The following is a 20,152-nucleotide window of genomic DNA, read 5'->3' as shown; positions in this document are numbered from 1 at the left end:
GGGTGAAAGCCCCGTACACTCATGAGGTTTACAACATGACTATTGGTGTAGTCGGTCGTAAATGCGGTATGACCCGTATTTTCACCGAAGAAGGTGTCTCCATTCCGGTCACGGTCATTGAGATCGAGCCGAATCGCGTCACCCAGTTCAAAACTGAAGAGACCGATGGCTATCGTGCAGTGCAAGTCACTGTCGGCGAGCGTCGCGCTTCGCGTGTAACAGCAGCTCAGGCTGGCCACTTCGCTAAGGCGAACGTTGCCGCTGGTCGCACCACCATGGAATTCCGTCTTGAAGAAGGCGAGTACCAGGCTGGCGATCTGATCAACGCTGAAATCTTCGCCGCTGGTCAGCTGGTTGATGTAACCGGTCAGTCCAAGGGTAAAGGCTTCCAGGGTACGATCAAGCGTTGGAATTTCCGCGGGCAAGATAACACCCACGGTAACTCCGTATCCCACCGCGTCCCAGGCTCTATCGGCCAGTGCCAGACTCCTGGTCGTGTATTCAAGGGCAAAAAAATGTCCGGTCATATGGGCGCTGAGCGCGTGACCGTGCAGTCCCTGGAAGTAGTGCGCGTGGACGCTGAACGCAATCTGTTGTTGGTCAAGGGCGCTGTTCCTGGCGCTACTGGCGGCAACCTGGTTGTACGTCCAGCAGCCAAGGCTCGCGGTTAAGGGGAAGCTGACATGCAATTAAATGTAAATGACGCTCAAGCGATCGAAGTTTCCGAACTGACATTTGGCGGCGAATTCAACGAGACGCTGGTTCACCAAGCAGTCGTGGCCTACATGGCCGGCGGCCGTCAAGGTAGCAAGCAGCAGAAGACCCGTTCCGACGTTCGTGGTGGCGGCAAGCGCCCATGGCGTCAGAAAGGTACTGGCCGTGCTCGTGCCGGTACTATCCGTAGCCCAATCTGGCGTGGCGGCGGTACCACTTTCGCAGCTCGTCCTCAGGATCACTCCCAGAAGCTGAACAAGAAGATGTATCGCGCAGCAATGCGTTCCATCCTTGCTGAGCTGGTGCGTACTGATCGTCTGGTCGTGGTTCAGGATTTCGCTGTTGAAACTCCGAAAACCAAAGATCTGCTGGGCAAGCTGAACAACATGAGCCTGACCGATGTTCTCATCGTGTCGGACGCTGTTGATCAGAACCTGTACCTGGCTGCTCGTAACCTGCCGCACGTAGATGTACGTGACGTTCAAGGTTCCGATCCAGTTAGTCTGATCGCATACGACAAGGTGTTGATCACCGTGTCGGCCGTGAAGAAATTCGAGGAGCTGCTGGGATGAACCAGGAACGCGTATTTAAAGTTCTGCTTGGCCCGCACGTTTCCGAGAAGGCTACGGTTCTGGCAGACAAGAAAGGCCAGTTCGTTTTCAAGGTTGCTACTGACGCAACCAAGCTGGAAATCAAGAAGGCCGTCGAAAGCCTGTTCAGCGTGAAAGTAGAGCGCGTCACTACCCTGAATGTTCTGGGTAAGAGCAAGCGCACTGCTCGCGGTCTGGGCAAGCGTAGTGACTGGAAGAAGGCAGTTATCTCCCTTCAGCCAGGCCAAGATCTCGATTTCAGCAGCAGTGCTGAGTAAGGAAGGGGTGCATCATGGCAATCGTTAAATGCAAACCGACTTCCCCTGGCCGCCGTTTTGTGGTCAAGGTGGTCAACCAGGAGCTGCATAAAGGCGCTCCTCACGCACCGCTGCTCGAGAAAAAATCGAAGACTGGTGGTCGTAACAACAATGGCCGTATTACCACTCGTCACATCGGTGGTGGTCATAAGCAGCATTATCGTATGGTCGATTTCCGTCGCAACGACAAAGATGGCATCGTCGCCACTGTCGAGCGTATCGAATACGATCCAAACCGTACTGCTCACATCGCACTGCTCTGCTACGCAGACGGCGAGCGCCGCTACATCATCGCCCCTAAAGGCGTGAGTGCTGGCGACCAGCTGATCGCGGGCGCTCTGGCTCCAATCAAGCCAGGCAACGCTCTGCAACTGCGCAACATTCCAGTCGGTTCTACCGTACACGGCATCGAACTGAAGCCAGGTAAAGGTGCACAGATCGCTCGTTCCGCTGGTGCTTCGGCTCAGCTGATCGCTCGTGAAGGTGTCTACGTGACCCTGCGTCTGCGTTCCGGTGAAATGCGTAAAGTCCTGGCTGAATGCCGTGCGACCCTGGGTGAAGTCTCGAACTCCGAGCACAGCCTGCGTTCGCTGGGTAAAGCTGGTGCCAAACGCTGGCGTGGCGTTCGCCCAACCGTTCGTGGTGTTGCCATGAACCCGGTTGACCACCCACATGGTGGTGGTGAAGGTCGTACCTCTGGTGGTCGTCATCCGGTATCGCCATGGGGCTTCCCGACTAAGGGCGCGAAGACTCGTGGTAATAAGCGTACCGACAAAATGATCGTCCGTCGTCGCAAGTAAATAGAGGGATACGACAGTGCCACGTTCTCTGAAAAAAGGTCCTTTTATTGATCTTCACCTACTGAAGAAGATCGAAGTGGCGGCGGAAAAGAACGATCGCAAACCAATTAAAACCTGGTCGCGTCGTTCGATGATCCTGCCACAAATGGTCGGTCTGACCATCGCAGTACACAACGGTCGTCAGCACGTCCCAGTTCTCGTTAACGAAGACATGGTCGGCCACAAACTGGGCGAGTTCGCCGGTACCCGCAACTATCGCGGGCACGTGGCTGACAAGAAAGCCAAGCGTTAAGGGGTAAGGAAATGGAAGTAGCCGCTAAGTTGTCGGGCGCTCGAATCTCCGCCCAGAAAGCCCGCTTGGTCGCCGACCAGATCCGCGGGAAGAAGGTGGGCGAAGCGCTCAACCTGTTGGCTTTCAGCAGTAAGAAAGCCGCCGAGATCATGAAGAAAGTGCTGGAGTCGGCCGTAGCCAACGCCGAGCATAACGAAGGCGCAGACGTTGATGACCTGAAGGTCAGCACCGTTTTCGTCAACGAAGGGCGTTCGCTGAAGCGCATCATGCCACGTGCCAAAGGCCGTGCTGATCGCATCGTCAAGCGGTCTTGCCATATCACTGTCAAGGTTGCTGACAAGTAACGGAGTCGAAGAGATGGGTCAGAAAGTACATCCCATTGGCATTCGCCTGGGAATCGTCAAGGAGCACACCTCCGTCTGGTACGCAGACGGTCGGACTTATGCGGACTACTTGTTCGCAGATCTGAAAGTGCGTGAGTATCTCCAAGACAAACTAAAAAGCGCGTCCGTAAGCCGTATCGATATCCATCGTCCGGCTCAAACTGCACGCATCACCATCCACACCGCTCGTCCAGGTATCGTTATCGGGAAGAAAGGTGAAGATGTTGAGAAACTGCGTCAGGACCTGACCAAGCAAATGGGTGTGCCTGTGCACATCAATATCGAAGAGATCCGCAAGCCGGAGCTCGACGGTATGCTGGTTGCGCAGAGCGTAGCTCAGCAGCTGGAGCGTCGCGTAATGTTCCGTCGCGCTATGAAGCGCGCAGTACAGAACGCCATGCGCATTGGTGCCAAAGGCATCAAAATCCAAGTGAGCGGTCGTCTCGGCGGTGCTGAAATCGCACGTACTGAATGGTATCGCGAAGGTCGTGTGCCATTGCACACCCTGCGTGCCGACATCGACTATGCCAACTACGAAGCTCACACCACTTACGGTGTGATCGGTGTAAAGGTTTGGATCTTCAAAGGCGAAGTTATTGGTGGTCGCCAAGAAGAACTGAAACCACAAGCACCAGCGCCTCGTAAAAAAGCTGCTAAGTAAGGGGTACGCCAAATGTTGCAACCAAAGCGTACGAAGTTCCGCAAGCAGATGACCGGCCACAACCGTGGTCTGGCACTGCGCGGTAGCAAAGTCAGCTTCGGCGAGTTCGCGCTGAAGTCTGTTGCTCGTGGTCGTCTCACCGCTCGTCAGATCGAGTCAGCGCGTCGTGCTCTGACCCGTCACGTTAAACGTGGCGGCAAGATCTGGATCCGTGTATTCCCGGACAAGCCGATCTCCAAAAAACCTCTCGAGGTTCGTATGGGTAAAGGTAAGGGTAACGTGGAGTACTGGGTTGCCCAGATTCAGCCAGGCAAAGTCCTGTATGAAATCGAGGGTGTTTCTGAAGAGCTGGCGCGTGAGGCTTTCGCCCTGGCTGCTGCAAAGCTGCCGCTCGCCACCTCCTTTGTTAAACGGACGGTGATGTGATGAAAGCGAATGAACTTCGTGAAAAATCCGCACAGCAGCTGAACGAGCAACTGCTCGGCTTGCTGCGCGACCAGTTCAATCTGCGCATGCAGAAAGCAACTGGCCAGTTGGGGCAGTCTCATCTGCTCTCGCAAGTTAAGCGTGACATCGCTCGCGTGAAGACTGTGCTCAACCAGCAGGCAGGTAAGTGATCATGGCTGAAGCCGAAAAAACTGTCCGTACGCTGACTGGCCGTGTTGTCAGCGACAAGATGGACAAAACCATCACCGTTCTGATCGAGCGTCGCGTTAAGCACCCGATCTACGGTAAATACGTTAAGCGTTCGACTAAGCTGCACGCGCACGACGAAACCAATCAGTGCCACATCGGCGACAAAGTCACTATTCGTGAAACTCGTCCGATGGCCAAGACCAAGTCTTGGGCGCTGGTTGATGTTCTCGAACGCGCTGTGGAAGTCTAAGGGCTAGGGGTCGGAGAAATTATATGATTCAGACTCAATCCATGCTCGATGTGGCCGATAACAGCGGCGCTCGCCGTGTTATGTGCATCAAGGTGCTGGGTGGCTCCCATCGTCGTTACGCTGGTATCGGTGACATCATCAAAGTTACCGTGAAGGAAGCAATTCCTCGCGGTAAAGTGAAAAAAGGCCAAGTGATGACTGCTGTTGTAGTCCGCACTCGTCACGGCGTACGTCGTGCTGATGGCTCCATTATCCGCTTTGATGGCAACGCTGCTGTTCTTCTGAACAACAAGCAAGAGCCGATCGGCACCCGTATCTTTGGGCCAGTGACCCGTGAACTTCGTACTGAGAAGTTCATGAAGATCGTCTCGCTCGCCCCAGAAGTGCTGTAAGGAGATCCGACATGCAAAAGATTCGTCGTGACGACGAGATCATCGTGATCGCCGGCAAAGACAAAGGTAAGCGCGGTAAGGTGCTGAAGGTTCTTGCTGACAACCGTCTGGTTGTTGGCGGTCTGAACCTGGTCAAGCGTCATACCAAGCCTAACCCGATGTCGGGCGTACAGGGCGGTATCGTCGAGAAAGAAGCGCCACTGCACGCTTCCAACGTCGCCATCTTCAACGGCGAAACCAACAAGGCTGACCGCGTTGGTTTCAAAGTAGAAGACGGTAAGAAAATTCGTGTCTTCAAGTCGACCCAAAAAGCGGTTGATGCTTGAACACTGCTAGGTAGAAGACCATGGCACGACTAAAAGAGATTTACCGGAAGGAAATCGCTCCGAAACTTAAGGAAGAACTTAAGCTTTCGAACGTGATGGAAGTTCCGCGCGTTACCAAAATCACCCTGAACATGGGTCTGGGCGAAGCGATCGGCGACAAAAAAGTCATCGAGCACGCTGTTGCTGACCTGGAAAAGATCACCGGCCAGAAAGTCGTTGTGACCTACGCTCGTAAATCCATCGCTGGCTTTAAAGTCCGCGAAGGATGGCCGATCGGTGTCAAAGTGACCCTGCGCCGTGAGCGTATGTACGAGTTCCTGGATCGTCTGCTGTCGATCTCCCTGCCTCGGGTTCGCGACTTCCGCGGCCTGAATGCCAAGTCCTTCGATGGTCGTGGTAACTACAGCATGGGCGTGAAAGAGCAGATCATTTTCCCGGAAATCGACTACGACAAGATCGATGCTCTCCGCGGTCTGGACATTACCCTGACCACCACTGCCAAGAACGATGATGAAGGCCGCGCTCTGCTGCGTGCTTTCAAATTCCCGTTCCGCAACTGATTGGAGTAGGAAAATGGCCAAGAAGAGCATGAAAAACCGTGAGCTGAAGCGTCAGCTCACCGTTGCCAAGTACGCCACCAAGCGTGCAGCGCTGAAAGCTATCATCGTCGATCTGAACGCAAGTCCAGAAGCGCGTTGGGAAGCTACCGTAGCTCTGCAGAAGCAACCACGTGACGCAAGCGCTTCGCGCATGCGTAACCGTTGCCGCCTGACTGGTCGTCCGCACGGCGTTTACCGCAAGTTCGGCCTTGGCCGTAACAAACTGCGTGAAGCTGCAATGCGTGGTGACGTTCCAGGTCTGGTTAAAGCCAGCTGGTAATCGTTGTCAAAGCCTTGATGGTCGGGTTTGCAAGAACCTGACCATCGGTGGCCTTGAATCTGAATCAAGCCCCTTTTGGGGCTTGATTCATTTCTGGGGTGTGTCTAGAATGACCGGCTCGCCTGAGCCCGTGTTTTTCATGCCCGGAAGTTCTCGGCGACAAGTAGTAGCCGCAAGGCTAATTTTTCTGTATTAGGAGCGTCTAGCCCATGAGTATGCAGGACCCGTTAGCGGACATGCTAACTCGAATCCGTAATGCCCAGATGGCTGAAAAGTCTGTCGTAAGCATGCCGTCTTCCACGCTGAAGGTGGCTGTAGCAAAAGTCCTGAAGGACGAAGGTTACATCGCGGATTTTCAGATCACCACCGACGCTAAGCCGTCGTTGTCCATCGAGCTGAAGTACTTCGAAGGCCGTCCGGTTATCGAAGAAGTGAAGCGCGTTAGTCGTCCAGGCCTGCGTCAGTACAAGTCCGTTGAAGATCTGCCGAAAGTTCGTGGCGGTCTTGGCGTGTCTATCGTCTCCACCAACAAAGGTGTGATGACGGATCGTGCTGCGCGCGCTGCCGGTGTCGGCGGCGAAGTTCTTTGCACTGTGTTCTAAGGGGGGATAAGCATGTCTCGCGTCGCTAAGAACCCCGTTAAGCTGCCAGCCGGTGTCGAAGTAAAATTCGCAGGCCAACAGCTTTCGGTGAAGGGTGCCAAGGGTACTCTTGAACTGAACATCCATTCGTCCGTTGAGATCGTTGAAGAAGCTGGTGAGCTGCGTTTCGCTGCTCGCAATGGCGATCAACAAACTCGCGCAATGGCCGGTACCACGCGTGCGTTGGTAAACAACATGGTCCAAGGCGTAAGCCAAGGCTTCGAGCGCAAGCTCCAGCTGGTCGGTGTTGGTTACAAGGCGCAAGCAAAAGGCACGGTTCTGAACCTGGCCCTTGGCTTCTCGCACCCAGTGGATTACGAACTGCCGGAAGGCATCACCGCTGAGACTCCTAGCCAGACCGATATCCTGATCAAGGGCATCGACAAGCAGCTGGTAGGTCAAGTGGCCGCTGAGATCCGCGACTTCCGTCCACCAGAGCCGTACAAAGGCAAAGGTGTGCGCTACGCGGACGAAGTCGTCCGTCGTAAAGAAGCCAAGAAGAAGTAGGGCATAGCAAATGACCGACAAAAAAGTTACTCGACTGCGTCGCGCTCGCAAAGCACGCCTGAAAATGCACGAACTCGAAGTCGTGCGTCTCTGCGTGTTCCGCTCGTCGCAGCACATCTACGCCCAGGTCATCTCGGCCGACGGCAACAAAGTCCTGGCAAGCGCCTCGACTTTGGATAAAGAACTGCGTGATGGCGCCACTGGCAACATCGACGCGGCCACAAAGGTTGGCCAGCTGGTCGCTACGCGTGCTAAGGCCGCTGGCGTCTCGCAAGTGGCTTTCGACCGCTCTGGCTTCAAGTACCACGGCCGCGTTAAAGCGCTGGCTGATGCTGCTCGTGAAGCTGGGCTGGAGTTCTAAGTTATGTCAAATAACGACCAAAAGCGCGACGAAGGCTACATTGAGAAGCTGGTTCAAGTTAACCGCGTAGCCAAAACCGTTAAAGGCGGCCGTATCTTCACTTTCACCGCGTTGACCGTGGTAGGTGATGGTAAAGGGCGTGTTGGCTTCGGCCGTGGCAAGTCGCGTGAAGTGCCTGCTGCGATCCAGAAGGCAATGGAAGCTGCTCGCCGCAACATGATCCAAGTTGATCTGAACGGCACCACTCTGCAGTACGCAATGAAGTCCGCTCACGGCGCTTCGAAGGTGTACATGCAGCCTGCTTCTGAAGGTACCGGTATCATCGCTGGCGGCGCTATGCGTGCTGTCCTCGAAGTTGCTGGCGTTCAGAACGTTCTGGCCAAGTGCTACGGCTCGACTAACCCGGTAAACGTGGTTCACGCCACTTTCAAAGGTTTGAAAGCTATGCAGTCTCCTGAATCCATTGCCGCCAAGCGTGGCAAAAGCGTCAAGGAGATCTTCTGATCATGGCTACCGTTAAAGTAACGCTGATCAAAAGCATGACCGGCCGCATCCCTAACCACAAACTGTGCGTTAAGGGTCTGGGTCTGCGTCGCATCGGTCACACTGTAGAAGTCCAGGATACTCCCGAGAATCGCGGGATGATCAACAAGGCTTACTACATGCTGCGTGTCGAGGGTTAATCGATGAAACTCAATGATCTGAGTCCAGCGCCGGGTTCCCGTCGCGAAAAGCATCGTCCGGGCCGTGGTATCGGTAGCGGTTTGGGTAAGACTGGTGGCCGTGGTCACAAAGGTCAGACCTCCCGCTCCGGTGGCACCATTGCTCCAGGCTTTGAAGGCGGTCAACAGCCGCTGCATCGTCGCCTGCCGAAGTTCGGTTTCGTTTCCCTGAAAGCCATGGATCGCGCAGAAGTGCGTCTGTCCGAGCTGGCAAAAGTGGAAGGCGACATCGTCACCGTGCAGTCCCTGAAAGATGCCAACGTGATCAACGTCAACGTACAGCGTGTGAAAATCATGCTGTCCGGTGAAGTGACTCGCGCTGTCACTATCGGCAAGGGAATCGGCGCCACCAAAGGTGCGCGTGCGGCTATCGAAGCAGCTGGCGGCAAGTTCGAGGAATAAATGGCTAAGCAAGGTGCTCTCTCTGCGCTCGGCAAAGGCGGTATGTCTGAACTCTGGGCTCGTCTGCGTTTTCTGTTCCTGGCGATTATCGTCTACCGAATAGGCGCACACATCCCGGTTCCAGGTATCAACCCGGACCGACTCGCAGACCTGTTTCGACAGAATGAGGGGACCATTCTTAGCTTGTTCAACATGTTCTCTGGCGGTGCGCTGGAACGGATGAGCATCTTTGCACTGGGGATCATGCCGTACATTTCGGCATCGATCATCATGCAACTGATGACAGCCGTCAGCCCGCAGCTGGAGCAGTTGAAGAAGGAAGGTGAAGCTGGCCGTCGCAAGATCAGCCAGTACACCCGCTACGGCACCGTCGTCCTTGCTCTGGTTCAGGCTATTGGCATGTCCATTGGTCTGGCCGGGCAGGGCGTTGCGTTCACTGGTGACTTTGGCTTCCATTTCGTCGCGGTATCCACGTTTGTGGCTGGTGCGATGTTCATGATGTGGCTGGGTGAGCAGATTACTGAGCGTGGTGTAGGTAACGGTATCTCGATGTTGATTTTTTCGGGTATCGTCGCCGGTCTTCCGAGAGCAATCGGGCAGTCTTTCGAGTCTGCACGTCAGGGTGATATCAATATCTTCGCCTTGGTTGTCATCGGTTTGCTGGCAGTAGCGATTATCGGTTTCGTGGTGTTCATTGAGCGTGGTCAGCGTCGTATTGCTGTTCACTACGCCAAGCGTCAGCAGGGCCGTAAGGTTTTTGCTGCGCAGACTAGCCACTTGCCGCTGAAAGTGAACATGGCCGGTGTTATTCCGGCTATTTTCGCGAGCAGCATTTTGCTGTTTCCGGCTTCGTTGGGTGCCTGGTTCGGTCAGTCTGAAGGTATGGGCTGGTTGCAGGACATCTCGCAGTCGATCGCTCCTGGTCAGCCGTTGAATATTCTGCTGTTTAGTGCAGGGATTATTTTCTTCTGCTTCTTCTATACGGCGTTGATGTTCAATCCGAAAGACGTAGCGGAAAACCTGAAGAAGTCCGGTGCCTTTATTCCGGGCATCCGTCCAGGTGAGCAGTCTGCGCGCTACATTGATGGCGTTCTGACTCGCTTGACCATGTTCGGTGCTCTATACATGACGGCCGTGTGCCTGTTGCCCCAGTTCCTGGTGGTTGCAGCAAACGTTCCGTTCTACCTTGGCGGGACCTCGTTGCTGATCGTGGTCGTGGTTGTGATGGACTTCATGTCCCAAGTACAATCGCACCTCGTTTCGCACCAGTACGAATCCCTGATGAAGAAAGCCAACCTGAAGGGTTACGGCAGCGGCATGTTGCGCTGAGTACCCATAAGGTTCGAGGAGTTGGTGATGAAAGTTCGTGCATCGGTGAAAAAGCTGTGCCGTAACTGCAAGATTATTCGCCGCGAAGGTGTTGTTCGAGTAATTTGCAGCGCGGAACCGCGTCACAAACAGCGCCAAGGCTGAGTGTGATTGTGCTTCAAGCCCGGTAGCTAGTGCGCTACCGGGTTGATTATTTGTTATTACAGCGATATTATCTCGCGCCCTATTTCTTGGCTTCCGGGGCGTAGGTAGCTGTCAATTGGAGTCCCACTGAATGGCCCGTATTGCAGGCGTTAACATTCCAGATAACAAGCATACTGTTATCTCGCTGACCTACATCTATGGTGTTGGTCGCACTACTGCGCAGAAGATCTGTGCAGTGACTGGGGTAAACCCAGCAGCAAAGATCAAAGATCTGAGCGACGAGCAAATTGAACAGCTGCGTGGCGAAGTGGCGAAGTTCACCACTGAAGGTGACCTGCGTCGCGAAATCAACATGAAAATCAAGCGCTTGATGGACCTCGGTTGCTATCGCGGTCTGCGTCATCGTCGTGGTCTTCCAGTACGCGGTCAGCGTACCAAGACCAACGCGCGTACCCGTAAAGGTCCGCGTAAGCCGATCCGCAAGTAATCGCCCCAGCGAATCGACAGGAATTTAATCATGGCAAAACCTGCTGCTCGTCCTCGTAAAAAAGTTAAAAAGACAGTGGTTGATGGCATCGCCCACATCCATGCATCTTTTAACAACACCATCGTGACCATTACCGACCGTCAAGGTAACGCTCTTTCCTGGGCTACCTCCGGTGGTTCGGGTTTCCGCGGTTCCCGCAAGTCCACCCCGTTCGCTGCTCAAGTAGCTGCTGAGCGTGCTGGTCAAGCTGCGCTGGAATATGGCCTGAAAAACCTCGACGTTAACGTCAAGGGTCCAGGTCCAGGTCGTGAATCCGCAGTCCGCGCTTTGAACGGCTGTGGCTACAAGATCGCCAGCATCACCGACGTGACGCCAATCCCGCACAACGGGTGCCGTCCGCCGAAGAAGCGCCGCGTGTAATCCAGGAGATTGTAAAGAATGGCTCGTTACATTGGTCCAAAATGCAAACTCGCTCGTCGCGAAGGCACCGATCTCTTCCTGAAGAGCGGCGTGCGCGCGATCGAATCGAAGTGCAACATTGAAGCAGCACCTGGTATCCACGGCCAACGCCGCGGTCGCCAGTCCGATTACGGCACCCAACTGCGTGAAAAGCAGAAGGTCCGTCGTATCTACGGCGTTCTCGAGCGTCAGTTCAGCGGCTACTACAAAGAAGCTGCTGGCAAGAAAGGTGCAACCGGTGAAAACCTGCTGCAACTGCTCGAATGCCGTCTGGACAACGTCGTATACCGTATGGGCTTTGGTTCGACTCGTGCCGAATCCCGCCAGCTGGTATCGCACAAGTCGATCAGCGTTAACGGTCAGACCGTAAACGTTCCGTCGTATCAGGTTCGTGCTGGTGACGTGGTTGCAGTTCGCGAGAAAGCAAAAAACCAACTTCGCATTGTCCAAGCTCTCGATCTGTGTGCCCAACGTGGCCGCGTAGAATGGGTAGAAGTAGACACTGAGAAGAAGTCGGGCGTTTTCAAGAACGTTCCTGCTCGCAGTGATCTGTCCGCCGACATCAACGAAAGCCTGATTGTCGAGCTCTACTCCAAGTAAGGGCTAGAAAATAGGTGCATCCATGCAGATTTCGGTAAATGAGTTCCTGACACCCCGCCACATTGATGTGCAGGTTGTCAGTCCAACCCGCGCCAAGATCACTCTCGAGCCTCTCGAGCGTGGTTTTGGCCACACCCTGGGCAACGCGCTGCGCCGCATCCTGTTGTCCTCAATGCCCGGCTGCGCAGTAGTCGAGGCCGAGATTGACGGTGTGCTCCACGAGTACAGCGCCATCGAAGGTGTACAGGAAGACGTAATTGAAATCCTGTTGAACCTTAAAGGTCTGGCCATCAAGCTGCACGGTCGTGACGAAGTTACGCTGACCTTGTCGAAGAAGGGTTCGGGGGTGGTTACCGCTGCCGATATTCAGCTGGATCATGATGTCGAGATCGTTAATCCCGATCACGTAATCGCTAACCTGGCGTCTAACGGCGCCCTGAACATGAAGCTCACCGTAGCTCGTGGTCGTGGTTATGAACCAGCCGACTCGCGTCAGAGCGATGAAGACGAAAGCCGCAGCATCGGTCGCTTGCAGCTCGACTCTTCGTTCAGCCCGGTTCGCCGTATCGCATACGTGGTGGAAAACGCCCGTGTCGAGCAGCGTACCAACCTGGACAAGCTGGTTATTGATCTGGAAACCAACGGTACTCTGGATCCTGAAGAGGCTATCCGCCGCGCTGCAACCATCCTGCAACAGCAGTTGGCTGCGTTCGTCGACCTCAAAGGTGACAGTGAGCCAGTGGTTGTCGAGCAGGAAGACGAGATCGATCCGATCCTGCTTCGCCCGGTTGACGATCTGGAACTGACTGTACGTTCGGCTAACTGCCTTAAGGCGGAAAACATCTACTACATCGGCGACCTGATTCAGCGTACCGAAGTAGAGCTGTTGAAGACTCCGAACCTGGGCAAGAAATCCTTGACTGAAATCAAGGACGTTCTGGCCTCCCGCGGTCTGTCCCTCGGCATGCGCCTCGACAACTGGCCGCCTGCAAGTCTTAAGAAGGACGACAAGGCGACTGCCTGATCGTCGTAATCACCGAACGTAGTGTTTGGTAAGGAATGAACCATGCGTCATCGTAAAAGTGGGCGTCACCTGAGCCGCACCAGCTCGCACCGCAAGGCCATGTTCCAAAACATGGCGGTGTCGCTGTTCGAGCACGAGCTGATCAAAACTACTCTGCCAAAAGCCAAAGAACTGCGCCGCGTTGCCGAGCCGCTGATCACTCTGGCCAAGACAGACAGCCTGGCTAACCGCCGTCTGGCTTTCGACCGTACTCGTTCGAAAGCTATCGTTGGTAAGCTCTTCAACGACCTGGGCAAGCGTTACGCTACCCGTGAGGGTGGCTACCTGCGCATCCTCAAGTGCGGTTTCCGCGCTGGCGACAACGCGCCTATGGCGTACGTCGAGTTGGTTGATCGTGCTACTGCTGGCGAAGCTGTATCCGCCGAGTAAGACGTCAGTCTGAAACGAAGAACCGGGCCTAGTGCCCGGTTTTTTGTGCCTGCAAGAAAATGAGCGGTTCGTACAAGCTTCCGACATTGTTCTGTTGTCACTATGTGCTGGGAAACATAATTAGTAATTATCTATTGATGCCTGCAAGTTAATGAATTTGTGGCTGTCACATGGATGATCAATACTTCCCGCCAAGCCGAGTAGCCGGCAGTTCCAAGACTGACAGAGGAAGAAGACCGTATGAGCCAGAACAAAACGCTTACGACCGCCAGTGGCGCACCTGTCGCTGATAACCAGAATTCTCGCTCCGCCGGCCCTAGAGGCCCGCTGCTGCTCGACGATTTTCATCTGATCGAGAAGCTTGCCCACTTCAACCGTGAAAACATTCCTGAGCGTCGGGTACACGCCAAAGGTTCGGGCGCTTACGGCACGTTCACCGTCACGCGTGACATCACCGAGTACACCAGCGCCAAGTTGTTTGAATCGGTAGGCAAACAAACCCCGACTTTCCTGCGATTCTCGACTGTCGGCGGCGAGCGCGGCTCGGCTGATACCGAGCGCGACCCTCGTGGCTTTGCGCTGAAGTTCTACACCGAAGAAGGCAACTGGGACATCGTCGGCAACAACACGCCGGTATTCTTCATCCGTGATCCGCTGAAATTTCCAGACTTTATCCACACCCAAAAACGTCTGCCGCAGAGCAACCTGAAAAGCGCGCAGATGATGTGGGATTTCTGGTCACATTCCCCGGAGGCGCTGCACCAGGTCACGATTCTGTTCTCTGACCGCGGCATTCCAGACGGTTATCGTCATATGCACGGCTTCGGTAGCCACACGTACAGCCTGATCAACGCTCAAGGCGAGCGTCACTGGGTAAAATGGCACTACAAAACCAAGCAAGGGATCAAGAACCTAGCCCCGGCAGACGCCGCACGCCTGGCCGGTACTGATCCGGACTACGCGCAGCGTGACCTGTTCGAAGCGATCGAACGCGGCGAGTTCCCGAAATGGCGCGTATGCATCCAGATCATGACCGAGGCGCAGGCTGCAGCGCACTACGAGAACCCGTTCGACGTGACCAAGACCTGGTCGCAGAAGGAGTTCCCGCTGATCGAAGTCGGTGAGCTGGAGTTGAACCGCAACCCGCTCAACTATTTTGCTGAAGTCGAGCAAGCTGCGTTTGGGCCGAGCAACATGGTGCCGGGTGTCGGTCTGTCGCCAGATCGCATGCTGCAAGGCCGTGTCTTCGCCTACGCCGATGCCCATCGCTACCGTGTTGGCACCAATCACCAGCAATTGCCGGTAAACGCGCCACGTAGCCCGGTCAACACTTACCAGCGTGATGGCTCAATGGCCTTTGGCAGCAATGGGGGGGCAGCGCCCAACTATGAGCCGAACAGCTACATCGAATCGCCAAAACAGGCACCACGCTATGCGGAGCCGGCATTGGCTTTGAGTGGTGCTGCCGATCGCTACGATCATCGCGAAGACACCGATTACTACAGCCACGCCGGTGCGTTGTTCCGACTGATGAGTGACGAGCAAAAGGCCTTGTTGGTCAGCAATATCGCCGGCGCCATGAGCGGTGTTACACCCGATGTGGTTGACCGCCAACTGCAGCATTTCTACAAAGCCGATCCAGCGTATGGAGAAGCAATCGCAAAGCTGCTGGATGTACAGCTTAACGAAGTCTAAACGAGAAGCAGAACCGCCCTCATTGAGGGCGGTTTTTGCGTTATTTAGGCTGCTTTTCTCAGAATTTCTTCACTTTTATTGCGCAGAAAGAGTGACCTTCCAGTCGGCTTGGTTCAAACTACAGACCTTTCATGCAGGGAGATGTAGGGCGATGCAAGGCCACCCAGACGTTATCGATTACCTCAACACGTTGCTGACCGGCGAGCTGGCCGCGCGTGACCAATATTTTGTTCACTCGCGCATGTATGAGGACTGGGGTTTCACCAAGCTCTACGAACGAATCAATCACGAGATGGAAGAAGAAGCGGGTCACGCTGACGCGCTGATGCGCCGGATTCTGATGCTCGAAGGCACGCCGCGCATGCGTCCGGATGATCTGGATGTCGGCAGCACCGTGCCGGAGATGCTCGAAGCCGATCTGCGTCTCGAGTACAAAGTCCGTGCCGCACTGTGCAAAGGCATTGAGTTGTGCGAACAGCACAAAGACTACGTCAGCCGCGAGATCCTGCGGGTTCAGCTCAACGATACCGAAGAAGATCACACCTACTGGCTGGAAAAGCAGTTGGGCCTGATCAAGCTGATTGGTCTCGAGAACTACCTGCAATCTCACACCTGATTGCCCAGACAAAAAAAGCCCCTGTCACTGTTGCGGTGACAGGGGCTTTTTCATGCCCGGCGTTTAAGCGCGATCGCGAATCAGCAACGGCTTGAGGTAATGCCCCGTGTGAGATTGTTTCATCTCGGCCACTTGTTCCGGGGTGCCGGTGGCGATGATCTGTCCACCTTTGGAGCCACCCTCCGGCCCGAGGTCGACCAGCCAGTCGGCGGTCTTGATCACGTCGAGGTTGTGTTCGATCACCACCACGGTGTTGCCGTGGTCGCGCAAACGGTGCAGTACGTCGAGCAATTGCTGGATATCCGCGAAGTGCAGGCCGGTGGTCGGCTCATCGAGGATATACAAGGTCTTGCCGGTATCGCGCTTGGACAGCTCGCGTGACAGCTTGACCCGCTGCGCTTCACCGCCGGACAAGGTCGTCGCCGACTGCCCGAGCTTGATGTACGACAGACCGACGTCCATCAGCGTCTGCAGCTTGCGCGCCAGCGCCGGTACCGCGTCGAAGAATTCCCGAGCTTCCTCGATGGTCATCTCGAGCGTTTCGTGGATGCTCTTGCCCTTGTATTTGATCTCAAGGGTTTCGCGGTTGTAGCGCTTGCTCTTGCACACGTCGCACGGCACGTAGATGTCCGGCAGGAAGTGCATTTCCACCTTGATCAGGCCATCGCCCTGGCACGCTTCACAGCGACCGCCCTTGACGTTAAACGAGAAACGCCCCGGACCATAGCCACGGGAGCGCGACTCGGGTACGCCGGCGAACAGTTCGCGGATCGGAGTGAACAGGCCGGTGTAGGTTGCCGGGTTGGAACGCGGCGTACGACCGATCGGGCTCTGGTCGATATCGACCACCTTGTCGAGATGTTCCAGGCCTTTGATGCTGTCGTGCGCGGCAGCTTCCAGCGTGGTCGCACCATTGAGTGCCGTGGCGCTCAGCGGGAACAGCGTGTTGTTGATCAGGGTTGATTTGCCCGAGCCGGACACACCGGTCACACACGTCAGCAGACCAATCGGGATTTCCAGGTCGACGTTGCGCAGGTTGTTGCCGCGCGCGCCCTTGAGCGACAGGGTCAGTTTCTTGTTGCGCGGTGTGCGTTTGGCGGGCACTTCGATCTTCACTCGCCCGGACAGGTACTTGCCGGTCAGGGAGTCAGGATGCGCCATGACTTCGGCTGGCGTACCTTCGGCGACGATCTGCCCACCATGCACGCCGGCACCCGGGCCGATATCCACGACATAGTCAGCCAGACGAATGGCGTCTTCGTCGTGCTCGACCACAATCACCGTGTTGCCGATATCGCGCAGGTGCTTGAGGGTGCCGAGCAAGCGATCATTGTCGCGCTGGTGCAGGCCGATGGAAGGCTCGTCGAGGATGTACAGCACCCCGACCAGACCGGCACCGATCTGGCTGGCCAGACGAATCCGCTGTGCCTCACCGCCGGACAGGGTGTCCGCACTGCGATCGAGCGACAGGTAGTCAAGGCCGACGTTGACCAGAAACTGCAGACGCTCGCGAATCTCCTTGAGAATCTTGTCGGCAATTTCGCCGCGGCGGCCGGTCATCTTCAGCTCGCCGAAATACTCGCACGCATCGCCGATCGGCAGATTGGTCACCGCCGGCAGGGTTTTCTCACCTACCCATACGTGCCGCGCCTCACGGCGCAGGCGAGTGCCACGGCAGTCCGGGCAAGCCTGGGTGCTGAGGAACTTGGCCAGTTCTTCACGCACGCTGGCCGACTCGGTCTCGCGGTAGCGGCGCTCAAGGTTCGGCACGATGCCTTCGAACGGGTGCGAGCGTTTGACGATATCGCCGCGGTCGTTCAGGTATTTGAAATCGACGTTTTGCGAACCGCTGCCGTGCAGGATGAATTTCTGTTGGTCGGCCGGCAGTTCGTTGAACGGTACTTCCAGGCTGAAGCCATAGTGCGAGGCCAGTGACCCGAGCATCTGGAAGTAATAGACGTTGCGCCGGTCCCAGCCGCGGATCGCCCCTTCGGCCAGTGTCAGGTCGCCGTTGACCAGGCGTTTGATGTCGAAGAATTGCTTGACGCCCAGACCGTCACAGGTCGGGCAGGCGCCGGCCGGGTTATTGAAGGAGAACAGCTTGGGTTCCAGCTCGCTGATCGCATGGCCGCAGATCGGGCAGGCAAAGCGTGCGGAGAAGATCATCTCTTCGCCCGGCTCGTCGTCCATCGGCGCGACCAGAGCAATGCCGTCGGCCAGTTTCAGCGCGGTCTCGAATGACTCGGCCAGACGTTGCTGCAGGTCGGCGCGGACCTTGAAGCGGTCGACGATCACGTCGATCGAGTGCTTCTTCTGCTTGTCCAGTTTCGGCAGTTCATCAAGCTCGCAAATGCGGCCGTTGACCCGCGCGCGGACGAAGCCCTGCGCGCGCAATTCCTCGAACACCGACAAGTGCTCGCCCTTGCGTTCGCGGATCACCGGCGCCAGCAACATCAGTTTGCTGCCTTCCGGTTGGGCCAGCACCAGGTCGACCATCTGGCTGACGGTCTGTGCTTCCAGCGGAATATCGTGATCGGGGCAGCGCGGCGTACCGACGCGTGCATACAGCAGACGCAGGTAGTCGTAGATTTCGGTGATGGTGCCGACCGTAGAGCGCGGGTTGTGCGAGGTCGACTTCTGTTCGATGGAGATCGCCGGCGACAGGCCTTCGATGGTATCGACGTCGGGTTTTTCCATCATCGACAGGAACTGACGGGCGTAGGCCGACAGCGATTCGACATAACGGCGCTGACCTTCGGCGTACAGCGTGTCGAAGGCCAGAGACGATTTGCCGGATCCGGACAGGCCGGTGATGACGATCAGTTTGTCCCGTGGCAGGGTCAGGTCGATGTTCTTCAGGTTGTGGGTACGGGCCCCACGTATCAGGATCTTGTCCAAAGTGGCCTCGCTCGGCGGGCGTCGAAAACGTAGGAGTATACGGGCAAATACTGGATGGATGCACACTATCAAGCGAAGCGTTTTTTGCTCTACATGAAGAGAGTTTCATCTATACGTGGCAAAGCGTCGCGATATACCCCGTCTTTCGATGGGACTGGTAGAATCGCCGCCGGTTCACACGAGGTTTTTCCATGCACGATCCCCACAGCGAACGCATGAGTGGTAGCGAGACCCGCGCGGCGAGCGGTCTGGCCCTGGTGTTCGCCTTCCGTATGCTTGGCATGTTCATGGTGTTGCCGGTCCTGGCGACCTATGGCATGGATCTGGCGGGCGCGACCCCGGCCCTGATCGGGCTGGCCATCGGCGCTTACGGCCTGACCCAGGCGATTTTCCAGATTCCGTTCGGGATCATTTCCGACCGTATTGGCCGGCGTCCCGTCATTTACCTGGGCTTGATCGTCTTCGCCCTTGGCAGTGTGCTGGCCTCACAGGCGGATTCGATCTGGGGCGTGATCGCCGGTCGCATCCTGCAAGGCGCCGGGGCGATTTCCGCGGCGGTCATGGCCTTGCTCTCCGATCTCACTCGCGAACAGCACCGCACCAAGGCGATGGCCATGATCGGCATGACCATCGGTCTGTCGTTTGCCGTGGCCATGGTCGTCGGGCCGTTGTTGACCCGGGCTTTCGGGCTCTCGGGCTTGTTCCTCGCCACCGGGGCGATGGCCCTGATTGGTATCGCCATCATCCTGTTCGTGGTGCCGAAGTCCACCGGGCCATTGCAGCATCGTGAGTCCGGCGTTGCGCGGCAGGCGTTGATGCCGACGCTCAAGCATCCGGATCTGCTGCGCCTGGATCTGGGCATCTTTGTGTTACATGCCATGTTGATGTCGAGCTTCGTGGCCTTGCCGCTGGCGCTGGTGGAAAAGGCCGGTTTGCCCAAGGAACAGCACTGGTGGGTCTACCTCACCGCGTTGTTGATTTCGTTCTTCGCCATGATCCCGTTCATCATCTATGGCGAGAAGAAACGCAAAATGAAACGAGTTTTGCTCGGCGCCGTCATGACGCTGATGCTCACTGAGCTATTCTTCTGGCAGTTCGGTGACAGCTTGCGGGCGCTGGTGATCGGCACGGTGGTGTTTTTCACCGCGTTCAATCTGCTGGAGGCCTCATTGCCGTCGCTGATCAGCAAGGTTTCACCGGCGGGCGGGAAGGGCACGGCGATGGGCGTGTATTCCACCAGTCAATTCCTGGGTTCGGCACTCGGCGGGATACTTGGCGGCTGGCTGTTTCAGCATGGCGGTCTGTCGGTTGTGTTCCTTGGATGTGCCGGTCTGGCTGCCATCTGGCTGGCCTTTGCTGTTACCATGCGCGAACCTCCCTACGTGACGAGTCTGCGCTTGCCGTTGTCGCCCGAGGCGATCCGTGAAGCGGGTCTGGTCGAGCGCCTCAAGGCCCTCGTAGGGGTAACAGATGCAGTGATAGTCGCTGACGAAGCGGCTGTTTACATCAAACTGGACAAAGAATTAGTGGATCGCGACACCCTCGAACGCCTGGTGAACAACCCGGCCGGGGCTGCTTGCGAAGCCTAGGAGAACGTT

The 20,152-nt window shown here is 56.2% G+C and carries 31 protein-coding genes; 30 read left to right on the top strand and 1 reads right to left on the bottom strand.

Annotation, left to right across the window (positions count from 1 at the left end; all coding sequences use genetic code 11):
• The first annotated feature begins 35 nt into the window (after window positions 1-35).
• From rplC to bfr, 29 genes are all read left to right on the top strand, one after another.
• Complete coding sequence (rplC, locus tag ACXX9E_RS02435; protein WP_003228738.1) at window positions 36-671, top strand: 50S ribosomal protein L3; 636 nt, start codon at window positions 36-38, stop codon at window positions 669-671.
• Window positions 672-683: 12 nt separating this feature from the next.
• Complete coding sequence (gene rplD, locus ACXX9E_RS02430) at window positions 684-1,286, top strand: 50S ribosomal protein L4 (RefSeq protein ID WP_003228735.1); 603 nt, start codon at window positions 684-686, stop codon at window positions 1,284-1,286.
• Window positions 1,283-1,582 carry a 50S ribosomal protein L23 gene (gene rplW, locus ACXX9E_RS02425; protein ID WP_458554992.1) on the top strand — a complete coding sequence of 100 codons (300 nt, stop codon included), beginning with the start codon at window positions 1,283-1,285 and terminating at the stop codon, window positions 1,580-1,582. The genes rplD and rplW overlap by 4 nt, the downstream gene beginning before the upstream one ends.
• Before the next feature lie 14 nt (window positions 1,583-1,596).
• Window positions 1,597-2,421 carry a 50S ribosomal protein L2 gene (gene rplB, locus ACXX9E_RS02420; protein WP_003228734.1) on the top strand — a complete coding sequence of 275 codons (825 nt, stop codon included), beginning with the start codon at window positions 1,597-1,599 and terminating at the stop codon, window positions 2,419-2,421.
• A 16-nt stretch (window positions 2,422-2,437) separates the two neighbouring features.
• Window positions 2,438-2,713 (top strand): 30S ribosomal protein S19, encoded by a 276-nt coding sequence (gene rpsS, locus ACXX9E_RS02415; protein WP_011336172.1) that lies wholly within the window; start codon window positions 2,438-2,440, stop codon window positions 2,711-2,713.
• Window positions 2,714-2,724: 11 nt separating this feature from the next.
• Complete coding sequence (gene rplV / locus ACXX9E_RS02410; RefSeq protein WP_003103908.1) at window positions 2,725-3,057, top strand: 50S ribosomal protein L22; 333 nt, start codon at window positions 2,725-2,727, stop codon at window positions 3,055-3,057.
• Between the two features lie 13 nt (window positions 3,058-3,070).
• Window positions 3,071-3,757, top strand: coding sequence for a 30S ribosomal protein S3 (gene rpsC, locus ACXX9E_RS02405; RefSeq protein ID WP_003176422.1), 687 nt, complete (start codon window positions 3,071-3,073; stop codon window positions 3,755-3,757).
• A 12-nt stretch (window positions 3,758-3,769) separates the two neighbouring features.
• A complete protein-coding gene (gene rplP / locus ACXX9E_RS02400; protein ID WP_003228729.1) occupies window positions 3,770-4,183 on the top strand; it encodes a 50S ribosomal protein L16 in 414 nt (137 codons plus the stop codon).
• On the top strand, window positions 4,183-4,374 hold the full coding sequence (gene rpmC, locus ACXX9E_RS02395) for a 50S ribosomal protein L29 (protein ID WP_002555481.1): 192 nt from the start codon (window positions 4,183-4,185) through the stop codon (window positions 4,372-4,374). Before rplP ends, rpmC begins: the two co-directional genes overlap by 1 nt.
• A gap of 2 nt (window positions 4,375-4,376) precedes the next feature.
• On the top strand, window positions 4,377-4,643 hold the full coding sequence (rpsQ, locus tag ACXX9E_RS02390; protein ID WP_003194644.1) for a 30S ribosomal protein S17: 267 nt from the start codon (window positions 4,377-4,379) through the stop codon (window positions 4,641-4,643).
• 23 nt (window positions 4,644-4,666) lie between these two features.
• Window positions 4,667-5,035 (top strand): 50S ribosomal protein L14, encoded by a 369-nt coding sequence (gene rplN, locus ACXX9E_RS02385; RefSeq protein WP_002555479.1) that lies wholly within the window; start codon window positions 4,667-4,669, stop codon window positions 5,033-5,035.
• Between the two features lie 11 nt (window positions 5,036-5,046).
• Entirely contained in the window at window positions 5,047-5,361 is a 315-nt protein-coding gene (gene rplX / locus ACXX9E_RS02380; RefSeq protein WP_003186046.1) for a 50S ribosomal protein L24, read from the top strand.
• 20 nt (window positions 5,362-5,381) lie between these two features.
• Entirely contained in the window at window positions 5,382-5,921 is a 540-nt protein-coding gene (gene rplE / locus ACXX9E_RS02375; protein WP_003210069.1) for a 50S ribosomal protein L5, read from the top strand.
• Between the two features lie 13 nt (window positions 5,922-5,934).
• Complete coding sequence (gene rpsN / locus ACXX9E_RS02370; protein ID WP_003228726.1) at window positions 5,935-6,240, top strand: 30S ribosomal protein S14; 306 nt, start codon at window positions 5,935-5,937, stop codon at window positions 6,238-6,240.
• A gap of 209 nt (window positions 6,241-6,449) precedes the next feature.
• Window positions 6,450-6,842: a 30S ribosomal protein S8 gene (rpsH, locus tag ACXX9E_RS02365; RefSeq protein WP_007918458.1), complete on the top strand. Its 393-nt coding sequence runs from the start codon at window positions 6,450-6,452 to the stop codon at window positions 6,840-6,842.
• Between the two features lie 12 nt (window positions 6,843-6,854).
• The gene (rplF, locus tag ACXX9E_RS02360; RefSeq protein WP_003176412.1) at window positions 6,855-7,388 is read left to right on the top strand and encodes a 50S ribosomal protein L6; all 534 of its coding nucleotides are present in this window, start codon (window positions 6,855-6,857) and stop codon (window positions 7,386-7,388) included.
• A 10-nt stretch (window positions 7,389-7,398) separates the two neighbouring features.
• The gene (gene rplR / locus ACXX9E_RS02355; protein WP_003186037.1) at window positions 7,399-7,749 is read left to right on the top strand and encodes a 50S ribosomal protein L18; all 351 of its coding nucleotides are present in this window, start codon (window positions 7,399-7,401) and stop codon (window positions 7,747-7,749) included.
• Between the two features lie 3 nt (window positions 7,750-7,752).
• Window positions 7,753-8,253 carry a 30S ribosomal protein S5 gene (rpsE, locus tag ACXX9E_RS02350; protein WP_003186035.1) on the top strand — a complete coding sequence of 167 codons (501 nt, stop codon included), beginning with the start codon at window positions 7,753-7,755 and terminating at the stop codon, window positions 8,251-8,253.
• 2 nt (window positions 8,254-8,255) lie between these two features.
• Window positions 8,256-8,432 carry a 50S ribosomal protein L30 gene (gene rpmD, locus ACXX9E_RS02345; RefSeq protein ID WP_003176408.1) on the top strand — a complete coding sequence of 59 codons (177 nt, stop codon included), beginning with the start codon at window positions 8,256-8,258 and terminating at the stop codon, window positions 8,430-8,432.
• A 3-nt stretch (window positions 8,433-8,435) separates the two neighbouring features.
• Window positions 8,436-8,873 carry a 50S ribosomal protein L15 gene (gene rplO / locus ACXX9E_RS02340; protein WP_003228720.1) on the top strand — a complete coding sequence of 146 codons (438 nt, stop codon included), beginning with the start codon at window positions 8,436-8,438 and terminating at the stop codon, window positions 8,871-8,873.
• Window positions 8,874-10,202, top strand: a complete 1,329-nt coding sequence (gene secY, locus ACXX9E_RS02335; protein ID WP_338800120.1) for a preprotein translocase subunit SecY — start codon at window positions 8,874-8,876, stop codon at window positions 10,200-10,202.
• 27 nt (window positions 10,203-10,229) lie between these two features.
• The gene (gene rpmJ, locus ACXX9E_RS02330) at window positions 10,230-10,346 is read left to right on the top strand and encodes a 50S ribosomal protein L36 (RefSeq protein ID WP_002555468.1); all 117 of its coding nucleotides are present in this window, start codon (window positions 10,230-10,232) and stop codon (window positions 10,344-10,346) included.
• Window positions 10,347-10,476: 130 nt separating this feature from the next.
• On the top strand, window positions 10,477-10,833 hold the full coding sequence (gene rpsM, locus ACXX9E_RS02325; protein ID WP_003186020.1) for a 30S ribosomal protein S13: 357 nt from the start codon (window positions 10,477-10,479) through the stop codon (window positions 10,831-10,833).
• Between the two features lie 30 nt (window positions 10,834-10,863).
• Window positions 10,864-11,253: a 30S ribosomal protein S11 gene (gene rpsK, locus ACXX9E_RS02320; RefSeq protein ID WP_002555466.1), complete on the top strand. Its 390-nt coding sequence runs from the start codon at window positions 10,864-10,866 to the stop codon at window positions 11,251-11,253.
• Between the two features lie 18 nt (window positions 11,254-11,271).
• Window positions 11,272-11,892, top strand: coding sequence for a 30S ribosomal protein S4 (gene rpsD / locus ACXX9E_RS02315; RefSeq protein ID WP_003176404.1), 621 nt, complete (start codon window positions 11,272-11,274; stop codon window positions 11,890-11,892).
• A gap of 22 nt (window positions 11,893-11,914) precedes the next feature.
• Window positions 11,915-12,916, top strand: coding sequence for a DNA-directed RNA polymerase subunit alpha (locus ACXX9E_RS02310; RefSeq protein ID WP_003186012.1), 1,002 nt, complete (start codon window positions 11,915-11,917; stop codon window positions 12,914-12,916).
• Between the two features lie 42 nt (window positions 12,917-12,958).
• Entirely contained in the window at window positions 12,959-13,345 is a 387-nt protein-coding gene (rplQ, locus tag ACXX9E_RS02305; protein WP_003176402.1) for a 50S ribosomal protein L17, read from the top strand.
• A gap of 240 nt (window positions 13,346-13,585) precedes the next feature.
• Complete coding sequence (locus ACXX9E_RS02300) at window positions 13,586-15,040, top strand: catalase (RefSeq protein WP_123463695.1); 1,455 nt, start codon at window positions 13,586-13,588, stop codon at window positions 15,038-15,040.
• 151 nt (window positions 15,041-15,191) lie between these two features.
• A complete protein-coding gene (bfr, locus tag ACXX9E_RS02295) occupies window positions 15,192-15,656 on the top strand; it encodes a bacterioferritin (RefSeq protein WP_123463697.1) in 465 nt (154 codons plus the stop codon).
• A 63-nt stretch (window positions 15,657-15,719) separates the two neighbouring features.
• On the opposite strand, the gene uvrA is transcribed toward bfr, so the two are convergent.
• Complete coding sequence (gene uvrA, locus ACXX9E_RS02290) at window positions 15,720-18,554, bottom strand: excinuclease ABC subunit UvrA (protein WP_123463699.1); 2,835 nt, start codon at window positions 18,552-18,554, stop codon at window positions 15,720-15,722.
• Between the two features lie 191 nt (window positions 18,555-18,745).
• Between uvrA and ACXX9E_RS02285 the strand changes: the two genes are divergently transcribed.
• Window positions 18,746-20,143, top strand: a complete 1,398-nt coding sequence (locus tag ACXX9E_RS02285) for an MFS transporter (RefSeq protein ID WP_123463701.1) — start codon at window positions 18,746-18,748, stop codon at window positions 20,141-20,143.
• Window positions 20,144-20,152: the final 9 nt, after the last annotated feature.

It is taken from the genome of Pseudomonas sp. GNP014, from assembly GCF_054344005.1.
Note: the sequence above shows the minus strand (reverse complement) of the source record. Positions and strands in the feature narration are given on the sequence as shown.

What these genes read in the sequence shown, in the direction of transcription:
- rplC (WP_003228738.1), top strand. Translation starts at nt 36, where the DNA reads ATGACTATTGGTGTAGTCGGTCGTAAATGCGGTATGACCCGTATTTTC.
- rplD (WP_003228735.1), top strand. Translation starts at nt 684, where the DNA reads ATGCAATTAAATGTAAATGACGCTCAAGCGATCGAAGTTTCCGAACTG.
- rplW (WP_458554992.1), top strand. Translation starts at nt 1,283, where the DNA reads ATGAACCAGGAACGCGTATTTAAAGTTCTGCTTGGCCCGCACGTTTCC.
- rplB (WP_003228734.1), top strand. Translation starts at nt 1,597, where the DNA reads ATGGCAATCGTTAAATGCAAACCGACTTCCCCTGGCCGCCGTTTTGTG.
- rplV (WP_003103908.1), top strand. Translation starts at nt 2,725, where the DNA reads ATGGAAGTAGCCGCTAAGTTGTCGGGCGCTCGAATCTCCGCCCAGAAA.
- rpsC (WP_003176422.1), top strand. Translation starts at nt 3,071, where the DNA reads ATGGGTCAGAAAGTACATCCCATTGGCATTCGCCTGGGAATCGTCAAG.
- rplP (WP_003228729.1), top strand. Translation starts at nt 3,770, where the DNA reads ATGTTGCAACCAAAGCGTACGAAGTTCCGCAAGCAGATGACCGGCCAC.
- rpmC (WP_002555481.1), top strand. Translation starts at nt 4,183, where the DNA reads ATGAAAGCGAATGAACTTCGTGAAAAATCCGCACAGCAGCTGAACGAG.
- rpsQ (WP_003194644.1), top strand. Translation starts at nt 4,377, where the DNA reads ATGGCTGAAGCCGAAAAAACTGTCCGTACGCTGACTGGCCGTGTTGTC.
- rplN (WP_002555479.1), top strand. Translation starts at nt 4,667, where the DNA reads ATGATTCAGACTCAATCCATGCTCGATGTGGCCGATAACAGCGGCGCT.
- rplX (WP_003186046.1), top strand. Translation starts at nt 5,047, where the DNA reads ATGCAAAAGATTCGTCGTGACGACGAGATCATCGTGATCGCCGGCAAA.
- rplE (WP_003210069.1), top strand. Translation starts at nt 5,382, where the DNA reads ATGGCACGACTAAAAGAGATTTACCGGAAGGAAATCGCTCCGAAACTT.
- rpsN (WP_003228726.1), top strand. Translation starts at nt 5,935, where the DNA reads ATGGCCAAGAAGAGCATGAAAAACCGTGAGCTGAAGCGTCAGCTCACC.
- rpsH (WP_007918458.1), top strand. Translation starts at nt 6,450, where the DNA reads ATGAGTATGCAGGACCCGTTAGCGGACATGCTAACTCGAATCCGTAAT.
- rplF (WP_003176412.1), top strand. Translation starts at nt 6,855, where the DNA reads ATGTCTCGCGTCGCTAAGAACCCCGTTAAGCTGCCAGCCGGTGTCGAA.
- rplR (WP_003186037.1), top strand. Translation starts at nt 7,399, where the DNA reads ATGACCGACAAAAAAGTTACTCGACTGCGTCGCGCTCGCAAAGCACGC.
- rpsE (WP_003186035.1), top strand. Translation starts at nt 7,753, where the DNA reads ATGTCAAATAACGACCAAAAGCGCGACGAAGGCTACATTGAGAAGCTG.
- rpmD (WP_003176408.1), top strand. Translation starts at nt 8,256, where the DNA reads ATGGCTACCGTTAAAGTAACGCTGATCAAAAGCATGACCGGCCGCATC.
- rplO (WP_003228720.1), top strand. Translation starts at nt 8,436, where the DNA reads ATGAAACTCAATGATCTGAGTCCAGCGCCGGGTTCCCGTCGCGAAAAG.
- secY (WP_338800120.1), top strand. Translation starts at nt 8,874, where the DNA reads ATGGCTAAGCAAGGTGCTCTCTCTGCGCTCGGCAAAGGCGGTATGTCT.
- rpmJ (WP_002555468.1), top strand. Translation starts at nt 10,230, where the DNA reads ATGAAAGTTCGTGCATCGGTGAAAAAGCTGTGCCGTAACTGCAAGATT.
- rpsM (WP_003186020.1), top strand. Translation starts at nt 10,477, where the DNA reads ATGGCCCGTATTGCAGGCGTTAACATTCCAGATAACAAGCATACTGTT.
- rpsK (WP_002555466.1), top strand. Translation starts at nt 10,864, where the DNA reads ATGGCAAAACCTGCTGCTCGTCCTCGTAAAAAAGTTAAAAAGACAGTG.
- rpsD (WP_003176404.1), top strand. Translation starts at nt 11,272, where the DNA reads ATGGCTCGTTACATTGGTCCAAAATGCAAACTCGCTCGTCGCGAAGGC.
- ACXX9E_RS02310 (WP_003186012.1), top strand. Translation starts at nt 11,915, where the DNA reads ATGCAGATTTCGGTAAATGAGTTCCTGACACCCCGCCACATTGATGTG.
- rplQ (WP_003176402.1), top strand. Translation starts at nt 12,959, where the DNA reads ATGCGTCATCGTAAAAGTGGGCGTCACCTGAGCCGCACCAGCTCGCAC.
- ACXX9E_RS02300 (WP_123463695.1), top strand. Translation starts at nt 13,586, where the DNA reads ATGAGCCAGAACAAAACGCTTACGACCGCCAGTGGCGCACCTGTCGCT.
- bfr (WP_123463697.1), top strand. Translation starts at nt 15,192, where the DNA reads ATGCAAGGCCACCCAGACGTTATCGATTACCTCAACACGTTGCTGACC.
- ACXX9E_RS02285 (WP_123463701.1), top strand. Translation starts at nt 18,746, where the DNA reads ATGCACGATCCCCACAGCGAACGCATGAGTGGTAGCGAGACCCGCGCG.